The following is a 12,872-nucleotide window of genomic DNA, read 5'->3' as shown; positions in this document are numbered from 1 at the left end:
CATAGTGAGGTAACCTCAACAAAACATCCCCTACAGAAGGTGAGTTCCCTTGGAACCCCAACACCCCATGCGCCCCCAGCGCACCCGTGATCTCAGCGCCGCGGACAAGGCCCGCAACAAGGCCCAGGCCAAGGACGTCTCCCTGACCCGCATCGGCCGCCTCTTCACCGCCCACCGCGGCCCGCTGGCCGCCGTCGTCGCGATCATCGTCGTATCCTCCGTGCTCGGCGGGGCGTCACCGTTCCTGCTGCGCGAGGTCATCGACAAGGCCCTGCCCGAGCGCGACACCACACTGCTCTTCTGGCTGGTCGGCGGCATGGTCGCCGTGGCCGCCGTCACCTCGGCGCTCGGCGTCGTGCAGACCTGGATGTCGACCAGGGTCGGCCAGCAGGTCATGCACCGCCTGCGCACCGACGTCTTCACCCACCTGCAGCGCCAGTCCGTCGGGTTCTTCACCCGCACCCGGACCGGCGAGGTGCAGTCCCGCATCACCAACGACATCGGCGGCATGCAGAGCGTCGTCACCTCGACCGCGACCTCCGTCGCGTCCAACCTCACCACCACGATCACCACCGCGGTCGCCATGGCCGCGCTGTCGTGGCGGCTGTCGCTGGTCTCCCTCGTCGTGCTGCCGCCCGCGATCTACCTGACCCGCAAGGTCGCCGGGATGCGCCGCGAGATCACCGCCGCGCGCCAGCGGGAGCTCGCCGACCTCAACGTCACCATCGAGGAGGGCCTCTCGGTCAGCGGCGTGCGCCTGAGCAAGACCATGGGCGCCGGCGCCGCGCTGGTCGAGCGGTTCACCGCGTCCTCGAACCGGCTGATCGACCTGGAGCTGCGCTCCGAGCTCGCCGGACGCTGGCGGATGGCCTCGATGAGCATCATCTTCGCCGCGATCCCGGCCGTCATCTACCTCAGCGCCGGCCTGCCGCCGACCGCGGGCTCGCTGAGCATCGGCACCCTGGTCGCGTTCACCGCGCTGCAGTCCGCGCTGTTCCGGCCGCTGATGGGCCTGCTCGGCGTCGGCGTGTCACTGACCAGCTCGCTCGCCCTGTTCGCGCGGATCTTCGAGTACCTCGATCTGCCCGTCGAGGTCGACGACCCGGCCCACCCGGTGCCCCTGCCCCGCGCCACCACCCGCGGCCACCTGCGCTTCGAGGACGTCACCTTCAGCTACCCGGGCAGCGACGCGGCCGCGGTCGCCGGGGTCAGCCTCGACGTGCCCGCCGGCACCTCCCTCGCCCTCGTCGGCGAGACCGGCTCCGGCAAGAGCACCATCGCCTCGCTCGTCGCCCGCCTGCACGACCCCACCGGCGGCCGGATCACCATCGACGGCATCGACCTGCGCGACGTCCGGCTCGCCGATCTCGCCGCGGTCGTCGGGGTGGTCAGCCAGGAGACGTACCTGCTGCACACCACCATCCGGGAGAACCTGCGCTACGCGAAGCCCGGCGCCAGCGACCTTGAGCTGGTCGAGGCGGCGAAGGCCGCGCAGATCCACGACCTCATCTCCCGCCTCCCCGACGGCTACGACACGATGGTCGGCTCCCGCGGCTACCGCTTCTCCGGCGGTGAGCAGCAGCGCATCGCGATCGCCCGCACCCTGCTGCGCGACCCGCGCATCCTCGTGCTCGACGAGGCGACCAGCGCCCTGGACACCGAGACCGAGCGTGCCGTCCAGCGGGCCTTCGACGCACTGGCCGAGGGACGCACCACGATCACCATCGCGCACCGCCTCTCCACCGTCCGCGACGCCGACCAGATCCTGGTCATCGACCAGGGCCGGGTCATCGAGCGGGGCACCCACGCCACCCTCCTGGCAGCCGCCGGCCCCTACGCGGCGCTGGCCGCCTGAATCGGTGACTTCCCCGATGCGCCCGCCACCGCCGCGGGCGCATATTGGAGGCATGGGTCGAATCCTCGCAGGGATCGCTGCCGCCGTCGTCGGACTGTTCATCGTCGGCGCGATCACCCTCTGGCTGGTCAAGGTGCTCCTGGGCGCCATCGGCTACCTCATCGTCGGCGCGCTCGTCGTCGGCGGCGCCGTCTGGATCTACGGCAGGGCCCGCCGCGGCCTGTCCGGCGGCAGCCGCAACCAGCGCCGCCTCGAAGCCACCCTCGCGACCTGGCGCCAGCGCAACCGCTGACCCCCCGTGATCCGGAAGACCTTGTGCACTCCTGAGTACTCAAGGTCTTCCGGATCACGGGAAGCGGGGATCACGGGAAGCGGAGCAGGACGGCGTCGGCCATGGACTCGGCGAGCCAGCGCTCGTAGCGGTCCAGGGTCCAGCCGCACCGGTGCACGAGGCGGATCGTCACGTCCGGCGCCGTGAGGGTCCACAGCACGTCGGCCGCCTCGGCGACGCTGACCCGCAGGCCGAAGTACTCCTCCAGGTCGGCGGCGATGCCCCTGGTGCCGACCGCGCGCTCGGCCTCGGTCGTGTCGATGAACGTCCGGACCTCACGGTCGCCGGCCGCGCCCTCGCTGAGCACGATCGGCAGCAGCGGCAGGACCCGCTCGACCATGTCGCGGCCCATCTTCGCGTAGAGGGCCAGGGCCGTCCGGCCGTCCGGCGCGGTCCGCAACGCCAGGGCGGCGGGGCGCTGGGCGATCGTCAACGGTTCGGTGTCCCCGGCGAGCATCGTGTCGTAGACCGCCTTGAGGACCGCCGCCTTGCCCCCGATGGTGTTGTAGACCGTCTGGACGCTGCACCCGGCGCGACCGGCGATCGCCTCGACGGTGGCGCCGGTGTACCCGCGGCGCAGGAACAACGCCTGGGCGGCGGCGATCACCCGTTGCCGGGTGGCACGGGTCTGCTCCGCCCGGACCGCGCTGGAGTACCGCCGCTCGGTCATGCCTACAACGCGACCGGCTCGGGCAGCACCGGCACGGCGTCGAGCTCGGCACGCACGAGCCTCTCGGTGATCTCCATGGGGTTCCTCCTCAACGATTCGATAGAACCACGTTCCATCGGAGCCGGCGCCCGGCCCAAGCTCGTTGGAAGGATCGACGGCCGGGTTCTACCCGACGCTGAGTGCGGGATCCAGCGCGAGGGTCGTGGCGGCGAGCGCGAGGAGGCCGATCGCCAGGCCGAACTGTGCCGAGTAGTCGCGGGCCAGCAGGTGCGTGTACACGGCGCAGGCGAAGAACACCACCAGCCCCGCAGCCGCGGCGGTGCCGAGCCCGGACCACGTCACCAGCCCGGCGAGCAGACCGAGGGCACCGGCGAGTTTCAGCACGCCGATCGGGAACGTGAGCCAGGACGTGGGCACCCCGGCGCGGGCCATGCCGGGCAGGATCGGCCGGAAGTGCACCACCGCGCAGGTGCCGGAGAACAGGTTCGCCGCGGCGGTGACCAGCGCGACGACGGTGTAGGCGGCCATGTCAGAACGCGTCCGCGTGGTCGGCGACCCAGGTCGCGAACGGGGTCGCCGGTCGGCCGAGGACCTCTTCCACGACGCCGGTCGGCGGGTGCTGCGGCCGGTCGAGGTGCCGTTCGTAGCGCTCCATCAGCGCCCCCACGAACAGCTCCGGCATGCCGCCGACGGTGAGCTGCCAGGCGGCCACCGCGGCCGGCACCTCCTCGAACGTCAGCGGGCGGCGCAGCACGGCGCCGATGGTCGCGACCTGCTCGCCGTGGGTCAGCGACTGCGGGCCGGTCAGTTCGAGCGCCCGCCCGGCCAGGGCGTCGTCGCGCAGCGCGGCGGCGGCGACCTCGGCGATGTCCCGCTCGTCCACAAGGGACTCCTGGAAGGCGCGGAACGGGTACCGCACGACGTGCCCGGCCCGCAGCTGCGGGCCGAACGCCCGGGCGGTGTTGCCGGCGAACGAGGAGGCGCGCAGGGTGATCCACTCCAGGCCGCTGCCGCGGGCCGCGGCGTCGAGCTCCTTGTTGCGGTCACCGGCGAACCGGGACGGCTGCCGCTCCTCCGGGTCCTCGACGTTCATCGCGGTGAGCGCGACGACCTTGCGGACCCCGGCCGCGCGGGCCACGGCGAGGATCCCGGCGGCGTCCTCGCCGGCCACCCGCGGGTGCAGGAACAGGGCGGAGACGCCGTCGAGGCCGGCCTCGACGGTCCGGACGCTGTCGACGCCTGGCAGCGGGGCGCCGCGGGTGACGGCCCGGACGGGTTCGCCGGCCTCGGTCAGGATTCGCCTGAGGTGGCGGCCGATCGTGCCGGTCGCGCCGGTGAGCAGGATCATCGCGGTCCCTTTCCCAGGTATCGTGTTTTCGACAACCGATATCGTATGGATCTCATAATATATGAGTCAGGGATCGAGATGATATGAGTTCCGTATCACAGGACGGGAAGCAGGACGGCAAGCGGCAGCGGCGGCGCTCCACGACCGCGATCAAGGAGTCGCTGCGGGAGCTGTCGATCCAGCTGTCGCTGCTCAACCACCAGGTCGGCGGCCGGCTCGGGGTCAAGGACGCCGACTTCGACTGCCTCGACCTGATCAACCGGCACGGGCCGATGAGCCCCAGCGCCCTCGCCCGGCGCGCCGGTCAGCACCCGGCGACCATGACCGGCGTCCTGGACCGCCTGGAGCGGGCCGGCTGGATCACCCGCGAACGTGACCCCGCGGACCGCCGGGCCGTCCAGGTGCGCGCGCTCAAGGAGCGCAACACGGAGATCTTCCACCTGTACACCGGGATGAACGCCGCCATGGACGACCTCTGCGCCGGCTACGACGAGACGCAGCTCGAGCTGCTCGCCGAGTTCCTGGACCGGGCCACCGCGGCCGGCCGGCAGGCCACGGACGCCCTGGCCGACCAGGACTGATCACGTCACCCGGTGAGCCGGGCCGCCGCGGCCTTCGCCAGGAGATGGAAGGACTGGGCCTCGGCCGAGGTGCCGGGCCGGTCGAACGTCGGGGCGCCGCAGACCTGCGTCACCAGGCCGTCGGCGGTGACCAGCGGCGCGACCGAGGCCAGCAGCGAGCGGCCGGTCGCCGCGTAGGACGCCGGGAGCCAGCCGTCCGCGACGCCGGTGCAGATGGTGTACGCCAGCATCTGCGCGATGTTCGCCTCCGGGAACGACGCCGGGTCGTCCAGGACGTTGCCGAACAGCCCATCGGGGCGGCGCAGCGCGAGGCACGCGTCGACGACCTCCCGGGCGTGGCCGGCGAGGGCGGGCCGCAGGGACGGGTCGTGCCGCAGCGCCCGGGCGATGCCGGCGGCGACCCAGCCGCTGCCCGTACCCCAGTGCTCGGCGGCGGTGCGGGTCGCGGTGTCCTCGTCCCAGCGGGCCGAGTACAGGCCGCCGGAGCACAACCGCGCCCGGTGGCCGGCGACCTGCCGGGTGGCCTCGTCCGGGTGGCCGGTCGCGGCGAGCAGCGGCACCACCATGTAGACGGTGTCCGCCCAGACCTCGCGGCCACCGACGACGTGGAAGAGGGTGCCGTCCGTGGCCCGGGGCGCGCCGGACAGCAGCCAGTCCAGTTGTGCTTCGAGTTGGGACTCGAACGCCGGGTGACCGATCAGGGCCTCGCCGCAGGCGGCGCCGTTGACCGAACCCGACTCCTCCCCCACCGTGCCGAGCCGGCCGTCGGCGCTCTGGTGCACGACCGCGTCGAGGGCGAGCAGCCGGGCGAGGCCGGGGTGGCCGAGGTCGAGCAGGGCGTGCGAGGCGACGCCCTGCTCCCACGAGTGCCGCTGCATGGCCAGCAGCGCGAGCAGGACCGGGTCTGCGACGGTCACCTCAGCTGACGGGCGTCAGGACGAAGACGGGGATCTCCCGGTCGGTCTTGGTCTGGTAGGACTCGTAGTCGGGCCAGGTCTCGTTGGCGCGCTTCCACCACGCGGCGCGTTCCTCGCCGGTGGCCAGACGGACGCTGTAGTCCTTGCGGACCGGGCCGTCCTGCAGCTCGACCTGCGGGTGGGCGACGAGGTTGTGATACCAGACGGGGTGCTTCTGGGCGCCGCCGTTGGAGGCGACGACCGCATACTCGCCGTCGTGCTCGACCCGCATCAGCGGGTTCTTGCGCAGCTTGCCGGTCTTCGCGCCGAGCGTCGTGAGCAGGATGATCGGGCGGCCGCGCAGCGTGTTGCCCTCCGCGCCGTTCGTCCGCTCGAACAGCACCGCCTGCTCGTTGGCCCAGTCGGCGGCGCCCGGTGCGTACTCTCCGCTCAGTGGCATGACAGCTCCTCACGACGTATGACGGTGCGTTCGATCAACATTACTCGTGGGAGTCGGTGCTGCCGGAGGTGTCCGCGTCCGGCAGATCCTCCCCGGGCGGCGCGGGATCGGCGGCCGGATCCGAGGCGATGGGGCCGCCGTCGGACTCGTCGGAGGGCTGGGTGCCCGGTGGCTCCTTGTCCGGGGTCGGTTCGCCGTCCGGATGGGCGACGAGATACCGGACGGCGGTGTTGCCGACCGCCAGCAGCGGCACCGCGACGAGCCCGCCGACGATGCCGGCGGCGACGACCCCGGTGGTGATCGCCAGGATCACCGCCAGGGGGTGCAGGGAGACCGCGCGGCCCATGATGAGCGGCTGCAGCACGTGCCCCTCCAACTGCTGCACGGCGATGACGATGGCGAGCACCAGCAGGGCGTGCAGCGGGTCCTTGGTGACGAGGGCGACGAGCACCGCGACGGCGCCGGACAGGGTCGCGCCGACGACCGGGATGAACGCGCCGAGGAAGACCAGCGCGGCGAGGGGCAGCGCGAGGGGGATCCGCAGGATCGCCAGGCCGATGCCGATCCCGACGGCGTCGACGAACGCGACCAGGACGGTGGCCCGCACGTAGGACACCAGCGTGAACCACGAGTAGTGGCCGGCGCGGGCGGCGGGCAGGCGGGCCGGGCCGGGCAGCAGGCGGCAGAGGAACTCCCAGATCAGCCCGCCGTCGCGCAGGAAGAAGAACAGCGTGAACAGCACCACGAAGAAGCCGGTGAGGACCTCGGTGATGGTGGTGGCGGTGGTCAGGGCGCCGGAGGTGAGCGCGCCACGGTTCGAGGACAGCTGGCCGCCGATCCCGTCGATGGCGGAGTCGACCTGCTCCTTCGAGATGTGCAGCGGCCCCTTGGCGAGCCAGTCGCGGATCTCGTTGATGCCGCCGGCGACCTGTTCGCTGAGGCTGTCGAACTGGGCGATGAACGTCTGCACGATGACGCCGAGGCCGCCGAAGACGACGATGAGCCCGCCGACGAGGACGAGCCCGGCGGCGAGGGACCGGGGCACGCCCCGCTTGCGCAGGCCGGCCGCGGCCGGTTCGAGCAGTGCCGCGAGCAGCAGCGCGACGACGACCGGGATGACCATGAGCCGCAACGCGCCGATGAGCCGCAGCAGCAGGTACGCGGCGGCGATGAACAGCACGATCCGCCACGCCCACGCCCCGGCCACCCGTACCCCGTGCGGGATGCCGTCGTCCACAGTGGAACGCTGGTCCACCACGAGCACGTCGCGGTCGGACTCCTCGTGGCGGAACTCGGGGACCACGCCGGTCCGGCGGGCCGTGGTCAGTCGCGCCTTCGCACGGTCGGACACTTGCGCGATCCAGGTCATGCCGTCGCCTCCGCTTCGCTCCGGCGCCGGCCTGACCCCAAGGCTGCGCCCCCGATGACCGGCCCGAGCCGCTGCGCCGGCCGGTCATGCCGTCGCAGTACCCCTCGACGGGCAGCGCCAATCGAGGGGTTCGGCGCGGACTACTTGACCCGGTCGTACCGGGCGAAGGGACCTTGCCGATGCTCTCGCGCTTCTCGATGTCGGTGCCCGCGAAGTCGACGGTCTTCTGGAAACCGGTCTGGTTCCACTTGCCGACCAGGCAGGGGTCGACCGGACCGGCCTGGGACGTCGGCGCGGTGCCGGGGCCGGCAGCCGGATCGGCCTTCTTGTTCTTCGACAGCGCCACGATCACGATCGACACCGCCAGCACGGCGAGCAGGACGACCGCGGAGATCACCACCATCGGCAGCTTGCTGCGCGACGGCGGCGGCACGGGGAGCATGCCGGCGGCTGGTAGGCGTTGGCGGGCGGCCCGCTGTAGGGCAACGCCGAGTTGGGCGCGATGTTGTACGGCGCCGCCGAGTAGGGCTGATTGCCGTAGGTGGGCTGCTGCGGCGGGTGCTGCTGCGGCGCCGGCTGCTGCGGCGGGTATTGCGGCTGGCCCTGCTGAGGATACTGCGGACCCGGCTGGCCCTACTGCGGGTATGGCCACTGCTGCGACGGATCCACGATCGCCCTCCCCGTTACTGACCTGATTCGCCGTAGAGGATGGCACATCGGACCATGGCTCGCAGGACGCGAGAAGCGACATATGGTGCATTTACCAGGTCAGGTCACCACCTGGCAGGCTGGGAGTTTCCCACTGGCGCCAAATCGACCGACCCTAAACCCGCAGAAGTGTGTGACCATCGAGCGGAGCGGGTACACGTCGCGCACCGGGCAGGCCCGTCGGAGGAGGTTGAGCATCATGCTCAGCGAGAGCGAGCAGCAGCGGCTCGCGGACATCGAAGCCGCACTGCGCAATGACACGCGGTTCGTCAACGGGTTCAACCGGGCGATGACCCGCCGAGTCACACCCCGCCGCATCACCGCGGTCGCCATCGCCGTCGCCGGAGTCCTCGGCGTCGTCGTCGGCCTGGCCGCCGGCAGCGTCGCGGGCACGGTCCTGGCGATCTGTGCCGTCGGCGTCGCCGGAGGCGTCTGGACCTGGCGGTCGCCGCACCAGCCAGAGCCACCTGTCATCCCATAACCGCACCTCACGGCATCGCACGTCCGACCCCCGAAGGCCCCGCCGGCCGTCGGGGGTCCGTGCACTGCCGTTAGACTTTGTCCCGTGTTGCGCCCTATCGCCCGGATCAAGGTCGCGCTGAACGGCAGTCGCCGCCCCGGCGAGCACCCGGCCCTGCCCTGCACGCCCGCCGAGCTCGCCGTCGCCGCGCGGGAGGCGGTCGCCGCCGGCGCGGAGGCCGTGCACCTGCATCCCAGGGACGCCGACGGGCTCGAGTCGCTCGATCCGGCCGACGTGGGCGCCGCCGTCGCCGCGGTCCGCGAGGTCTGCCCGGCCACGCCGATCGGGGTCACCACCGGGCTGTGGATCACCGACCGGGACGCCGCCGCCCGGCAGCGCGCCGTCGCCGGCTGGGCGCAGCTCCCGCCGGTCCGGCGCCCCGACTTCGCCTCCGTCAACGTCGCCGAGCCCGGCCTCACCGACCTGGTCGGCACGCTGCGGTCGCTCGGCGTCGCGATCGAGGCCGGTGTCTGGTCCGTGGATGACGCCTCGGCGCTGTCCATCATGGACGACCTGCCCCGGATCCTCGTCGAGGTCATGTCGCCGCAGACCGATGCCGTGGCGGTCCTGGCCCACCTCGACGAGATCGGCGTCCGGGGTGAGCGGCTCCTGCACGGCGAGGGCGAGCGGTGCTGGCCGATGGTCGCCCTGGCCGGGCGGCTCGGGCTGCCGACTCGCATCGGCCTGGAGGACACCCTCACCGGCCCCGACGGCGCCCCGGTCAGCGGCAACGCGGAGCTGGTCCGGCACGCCCTGTCGGTCTGGGCGGCACCCTGATTTTCCTGCTGCGGCGGTACGGGCTCAGGCGACCAGTTCGGCCAGCTGGCTGAGGGTCTTGCCGAGCGGCGCGTCCACCAGTACACCGGCCAGCTCGTCGCTCTTCGTCGGACCCTGGTTGACGATCGCGATCGGCACACCCAGCTTGGCGGCCCGGATCACGAAGCGCCGGCCCGACAGGACCGTGAGCGAGGAACCCAGCACCAGCAGCGCGGCGGCGGCCTCGACCAGGGCGAAGCTCGCCGCCACCCGGGGCATCGGCACCTGCTCGCCGAAGAACACCACGTCGGGCTTGAGCATCCCGCCACAGCCCTCGCAGCCGACCGTGGCGAAATCCGCGGCCTGCTCGTCGGTCAGATCGACGTCGCCGTCGGGGTTGATCCCCCCGCTCAGCGCGGCGAACGACGGGTTCGCCGCCCGCAGCCGCACGTCGAGGGCCGTGCGCGCGGTGAGGTCGCCGCAGTCCAGGCAGACCACCCGGTCCAGCCCGCCGTGCAGCTCGATGACGGGGTCGGCGCCGCCGGCCTGGTGCAGGCCGTCGACGTTCTGCGTGATGACACCGGTGACCAGCCCGCCGCGCTGCAACCGGGCGACGGCGCGATGGCCCTCGTTGGGCGCCGCCGTGGCGATCGTGCGCCAGCCCAGGTAGCTGCGCGCCCAGTAGCGCCGCCGGGCCACCGGATCGCCGGTGAACGTCTGGTAGGTCATCGGCGCCGCGTTGCGCTGCAGCCCGCTCGGACCGCGATAGTCCGGAATGCCCGACTCGGTGGACAGCCCGGCGCCGCTGAGGACCACCACCCCACCCCGCCGGACGAGCCCGCTCAACTGCTCCACCGCATCATTGTCGCTCGCGTTTTGCCGTTGTGGCGGGCGCGGCCGTGATGGGGCGCACACGTCCGCCGGGCGGGGACGTATCGTGGGGGCCATGGGTTTGGTGAGCAAATTCAACGCGTGGCGTCGCAAGCTGCAGGAGCAGCCCGGCACCACGATCGACCTCGAGCCGATGCAGGCTCTTCTGCCGCTGATCGAGGAGCGCGAGGCCGAGCTGTCCGAGCTCACCGACGACGAGCTCCGCGCCGCCGCCACGGCGCTGCACCAGCGGGACGACCCGCAGGACTTCGTCGAGGCGTGCGCCCTCGGCCGGGAGGCCGCCAAGCGTGCCCTCGACGAGCGCCCCTATGACGTGCAGCTGCTCGGCGCCCAGGTGCTCCTCGCCGGTCACGTCGTGGAGATGGCGACCGGTGAGGGCAAGACCCTGACCGCCGCGATCGCCGCGGCCGGATATGCCGCGATGGGCCCGGTCCACGTGATCACGGTCAACGACTATCTCGCCCGCCGTGACGCCGAGTGGATGCGCCCGGTCTACGAGCTGCTCGACCTCACCGTCGGCTGGGTCAACGAGTCCTCGACGCCCGAGGAGCGCCGCGCGGCGTATGCAGCCGACATCACGTATGTCTCCGTCAGCGAGGCCGGCTTCGACCTGCTCCGCGACAGCATCGTGACGGACACCGCCGACCGGGTGCACCGCGAGTTCGGCACGGTCATCATCGACGAGGCCGACTCGATCCTCATCGACGAGGCCAAGGTCCCGCTGGTCCTGGCCGGTTCGACCATCGACGAGAAGGACTCGCCGGTCGCGATCGCCGAGATCGTCAGCGGCCTGCGGCGCGACCACGACTACGACGTCGTCGACGACGGCCGCACCGTGCACCTGTCGACGGAGGGCCTGGCCAAGGTCGAGGCGCTGCTGGAGATCGACCTCTATGCGGCCGACCAGGTCGACTCCCTCACCGCGGTCAACCTGGCGCTGCACGCCGAGGCGCTGCTGGTCCGCGACGTCGACTACATCGTCCGCGACGAGAAGGTCGAGCTCATCGACGAGTTCCGCGGCCGGGTCGCCCAGCGGCGGCGCTGGCCCGACGGCCTGCAGGCCGCCGTCGAGGCGAAGGAGAAGATCCGCAGCAGCGGCGGTGGCACCGTGCTGCAGACGATCACGGTCCAGGCGTTCCTGACGCAGTACAAGAAGATCTGCGGCATGACCGGCACCGCCCTGCCCGTCGGCGACCAGCTCCGCGAGTTCTACAAGCTCGAGGTCGCGGTCATCCCGCCGCACCTGCCCAACATCCGCAAGGACTGGCCCGACCGCGTCTACGCCTCCGCCGAGGAGCGCGACATCGCCGTCGTCAACGAGATCGTCGCGATGCACGCCACCGGCCGGCCCGTCCTCGTCGGCACGCTCAGCGTCGCCGAGTCCGAGCAGCTCGCCGCCACCCTCGCCGAGGAAGGCGTCGAGTGCGTCGTGCTCAACGCCAAGAACGACGAGAAGGAGGCCGGCATCGTCGCGGAGGCCGGCTCGTTCAACGCCGTGACCGTCTCCACCCAGATGACGGGCCGCGGCGTCGACATCCGCCTCGGCGGCAGCGACGAGAAGGACCGCGAGCGGGTCGAGGGCCTCGGTGGCCTGTTCGTCATCGGCACCGCCCGCAACGACAGCCGTCGCATCGACGACCAGCTCCGCGGCCGCGCCGGCCGGCAGGGCGACCCCGGCGAGTCGATGTTCTTCGTCAGCCTCGAGGACCAGCTCATCGAGCGCTACGGTCCCGAGCCGATGCCGATGGGCAAGGCCGACGCCGACGGCGCCATCGAGGACGAGGACGTCCGCTGGGCGATCGGCTCCGCGCAGCGCGTCGCGGAGACCGTCAACCTGGAGATCCACCGCAACACCTGGCGCTACAACTACCTGCTCGACCAGCACCGCCAGCTGCACGCGAAGCGGCGCGAGGAGCTCCTCGTCACCGACGCCGCCGGCGAGCTGCTCGCCGAGCGGGCCCCGGACCGCTACAACGAGCTGGCCGAGGAGCTCGGCGAGGAGGAGGTGCTGCGCATCGCCCGCACGATCGCGCTCTTCCACGCCGACAGTGCCTGGTCGGAGCACCTGGCCGACATGAGCGAGCTCCGCGAGGGCATCCACCTGCGGGTCCTCGGCGCTCAGGATCCCCTCGACGAGTTCCACCGCGAGGCGATCCCGGCCTTCCGCGGCCTGCTCGCCGAGATCGACGACCGCACGGTCAAGGAGTTCGAAGAGCTCGAGATCGACGGGCCGGAGTGGCAGCCCGCCGACGCCGGTCTGGTCCGCCCGAGCGCCACCTGGACCTACGTGGTCAGCGACAACCCGTTCGGCTCGGAGATGGAGCGTTTCTTCGCCGGCATGGTCAAGCTGTTCCGCAGCGGCAAGGGCGTCAAGGGCAACTGAGGTCTTCCCGGCGGCCGTCGCGGTGGAACTTTCACCGCGGCGGCCGCTTTGACGTTCGTCAGGGCGGGTGGCGCAGGGCCTCCGCTTTGACGTTCGTCAGGGCA

General features: G+C 71.9%; 13 protein-coding genes. 6 read left to right on the top strand and 7 right to left on the bottom strand.

The window, feature by feature from the left end:
* The first annotated feature begins 67 nt into the window (after positions 1 to 67).
* On the top strand, positions 68 to 1,855 hold the full coding sequence (locus ACFPIJ_RS62985) for an ABC transporter ATP-binding protein (RefSeq protein ID WP_380129378.1): 1,788 nt from the start codon (positions 68 to 70) through the stop codon (positions 1,853 to 1,855).
* 52 nt (positions 1,856 to 1,907) lie between these two features.
* Positions 1,908 to 2,147, top strand: coding sequence for a hypothetical protein (locus tag ACFPIJ_RS62980; protein ID WP_380129162.1), 240 nt, complete (start codon positions 1,908 to 1,910; stop codon positions 2,145 to 2,147).
* Positions 2,148 to 2,217: 70 nt separating this feature from the next.
* Here the strand turns inward: ACFPIJ_RS62980 and ACFPIJ_RS62975 are convergent, their stop codons facing one another.
* The 3 genes from ACFPIJ_RS62975 to ACFPIJ_RS62965 form a co-directional block, all read right to left on the bottom strand.
* Positions 2,218 to 2,856: a TetR/AcrR family transcriptional regulator gene (locus ACFPIJ_RS62975; RefSeq protein ID WP_380129161.1), complete on the bottom strand. Its 639-nt coding sequence runs from the start codon at positions 2,854 to 2,856 to the stop codon at positions 2,218 to 2,220.
* A gap of 165 nt (positions 2,857 to 3,021) precedes the next feature.
* The gene (locus ACFPIJ_RS62970; protein WP_203851238.1) at positions 3,022 to 3,384 is read right to left on the bottom strand and encodes a DoxX family protein; all 363 of its coding nucleotides are present in this window, start codon (positions 3,382 to 3,384) and stop codon (positions 3,022 to 3,024) included.
* Position 3,385: 1 nt separating this feature from the next.
* On the bottom strand, positions 3,386 to 4,204 hold the full coding sequence (locus ACFPIJ_RS62965; protein WP_380129160.1) for an SDR family oxidoreductase: 819 nt from the start codon (positions 4,202 to 4,204) through the stop codon (positions 3,386 to 3,388).
* Between the two features lie 83 nt (positions 4,205 to 4,287).
* Here ACFPIJ_RS62965 and ACFPIJ_RS62960 point away from each other — a divergent pair, with 83 nt between their 5' ends.
* Positions 4,288 to 4,785 (top strand): MarR family winged helix-turn-helix transcriptional regulator, encoded by a 498-nt coding sequence (locus tag ACFPIJ_RS62960; RefSeq protein WP_380129159.1) that lies wholly within the window; start codon positions 4,288 to 4,290, stop codon positions 4,783 to 4,785.
* 5 nt (positions 4,786 to 4,790) lie between these two features.
* Here ACFPIJ_RS62960 and ACFPIJ_RS62955 read toward each other — a convergent pair whose 3' ends face one another.
* From ACFPIJ_RS62955 to ACFPIJ_RS62945, 3 genes are read right to left on the bottom strand one after another with little or no spacing between them, the layout of a single operon-like run.
* Positions 4,791 to 5,702 carry a glycoside hydrolase family 88 protein gene (locus tag ACFPIJ_RS62955; RefSeq protein ID WP_380129158.1) on the bottom strand — a complete coding sequence of 304 codons (912 nt, stop codon included), beginning with the start codon at positions 5,700 to 5,702 and terminating at the stop codon, positions 4,791 to 4,793.
* 1 nt (position 5,703) lies between these two features.
* Positions 5,704 to 6,141, bottom strand: coding sequence for a nitroreductase family deazaflavin-dependent oxidoreductase (locus tag ACFPIJ_RS62950; protein WP_380129157.1), 438 nt, complete (start codon positions 6,139 to 6,141; stop codon positions 5,704 to 5,706).
* A gap of 40 nt (positions 6,142 to 6,181) precedes the next feature.
* The gene (locus tag ACFPIJ_RS62945) at positions 6,182 to 7,510 is read right to left on the bottom strand and encodes an AI-2E family transporter (protein WP_380129156.1); all 1,329 of its coding nucleotides are present in this window, start codon (positions 7,508 to 7,510) and stop codon (positions 6,182 to 6,184) included.
* 907 nt (positions 7,511 to 8,417) lie between these two features.
* Between ACFPIJ_RS62945 and ACFPIJ_RS62940 the strand changes: the two genes are divergently transcribed.
* Together ACFPIJ_RS62940 and ACFPIJ_RS62935 are read left to right on the top strand one after the other, a co-directional pair.
* Positions 8,418 to 8,699, top strand: coding sequence for a DUF3040 domain-containing protein (locus ACFPIJ_RS62940; protein ID WP_380129155.1), 282 nt, complete (start codon positions 8,418 to 8,420; stop codon positions 8,697 to 8,699).
* Between the two features lie 84 nt (positions 8,700 to 8,783).
* Positions 8,784 to 9,515: a 3-keto-5-aminohexanoate cleavage protein gene (locus tag ACFPIJ_RS62935; RefSeq protein WP_380129154.1), complete on the top strand. Its 732-nt coding sequence runs from the start codon at positions 8,784 to 8,786 to the stop codon at positions 9,513 to 9,515.
* Between the two features lie 24 nt (positions 9,516 to 9,539).
* Here ACFPIJ_RS62935 and ACFPIJ_RS62930 read toward each other — a convergent pair whose 3' ends face one another.
* Positions 9,540 to 10,349 (bottom strand): NAD-dependent protein deacetylase, encoded by an 810-nt coding sequence (locus tag ACFPIJ_RS62930; protein ID WP_380129153.1) that lies wholly within the window; start codon positions 10,347 to 10,349, stop codon positions 9,540 to 9,542.
* A 91-nt stretch (positions 10,350 to 10,440) separates the two neighbouring features.
* Between ACFPIJ_RS62930 and secA2 the strand changes: the two genes are divergently transcribed.
* Positions 10,441 to 12,768 carry an accessory Sec system translocase SecA2 gene (secA2, locus tag ACFPIJ_RS62925; protein WP_380129152.1) on the top strand — a complete coding sequence of 776 codons (2,328 nt, stop codon included), beginning with the start codon at positions 10,441 to 10,443 and terminating at the stop codon, positions 12,766 to 12,768.
* Positions 12,769 to 12,872: the final 104 nt, after the last annotated feature.

Source organism: Dactylosporangium cerinum (genome assembly GCF_042653625.1).
Classification (GTDB): domain Bacteria; phylum Actinomycetota; class Actinomycetes; order Mycobacteriales; family Micromonosporaceae; genus Dactylosporangium; species Dactylosporangium cerinum.
The sequence above is the reverse complement of the archived record's forward strand: the minus strand, read 5'-3'. Positions and strand labels throughout refer to the sequence as shown.

Coding starts and splice junctions, on each gene's coding strand:
- ACFPIJ_RS62985 (WP_380129378.1), top strand. CDS start 68: ATGCGCCCCCAGCGCACCCGTGATCTCAGCGCCGCGGACAAGGCCCGC.
- ACFPIJ_RS62980 (WP_380129162.1), top strand. CDS start 1,908: ATGGGTCGAATCCTCGCAGGGATCGCTGCCGCCGTCGTCGGACTGTTC.
- ACFPIJ_RS62975 (WP_380129161.1), bottom strand. CDS start 2,856: ATGACCGAGCGGCGGTACTCCAGCGCGGTCCGGGCGGAGCAGACCCGT.
- ACFPIJ_RS62970 (WP_203851238.1), bottom strand. CDS start 3,384: ATGGCCGCCTACACCGTCGTCGCGCTGGTCACCGCCGCGGCGAACCTG.
- ACFPIJ_RS62965 (WP_380129160.1), bottom strand. CDS start 4,204: ATGATCCTGCTCACCGGCGCGACCGGCACGATCGGCCGCCACCTCAGG.
- ACFPIJ_RS62960 (WP_380129159.1), top strand. CDS start 4,288: ATGAGTTCCGTATCACAGGACGGGAAGCAGGACGGCAAGCGGCAGCGG.
- ACFPIJ_RS62950 (WP_380129157.1), bottom strand. CDS start 6,141: ATGCCACTGAGCGGAGAGTACGCACCGGGCGCCGCCGACTGGGCCAAC.
- ACFPIJ_RS62945 (WP_380129156.1), bottom strand. CDS start 7,510: ATGACCTGGATCGCGCAAGTGTCCGACCGTGCGAAGGCGCGACTGACC.
- ACFPIJ_RS62940 (WP_380129155.1), top strand. CDS start 8,418: ATGCTCAGCGAGAGCGAGCAGCAGCGGCTCGCGGACATCGAAGCCGCA.
- secA2 (WP_380129152.1), top strand. CDS start 10,441: ATGGGTTTGGTGAGCAAATTCAACGCGTGGCGTCGCAAGCTGCAGGAG.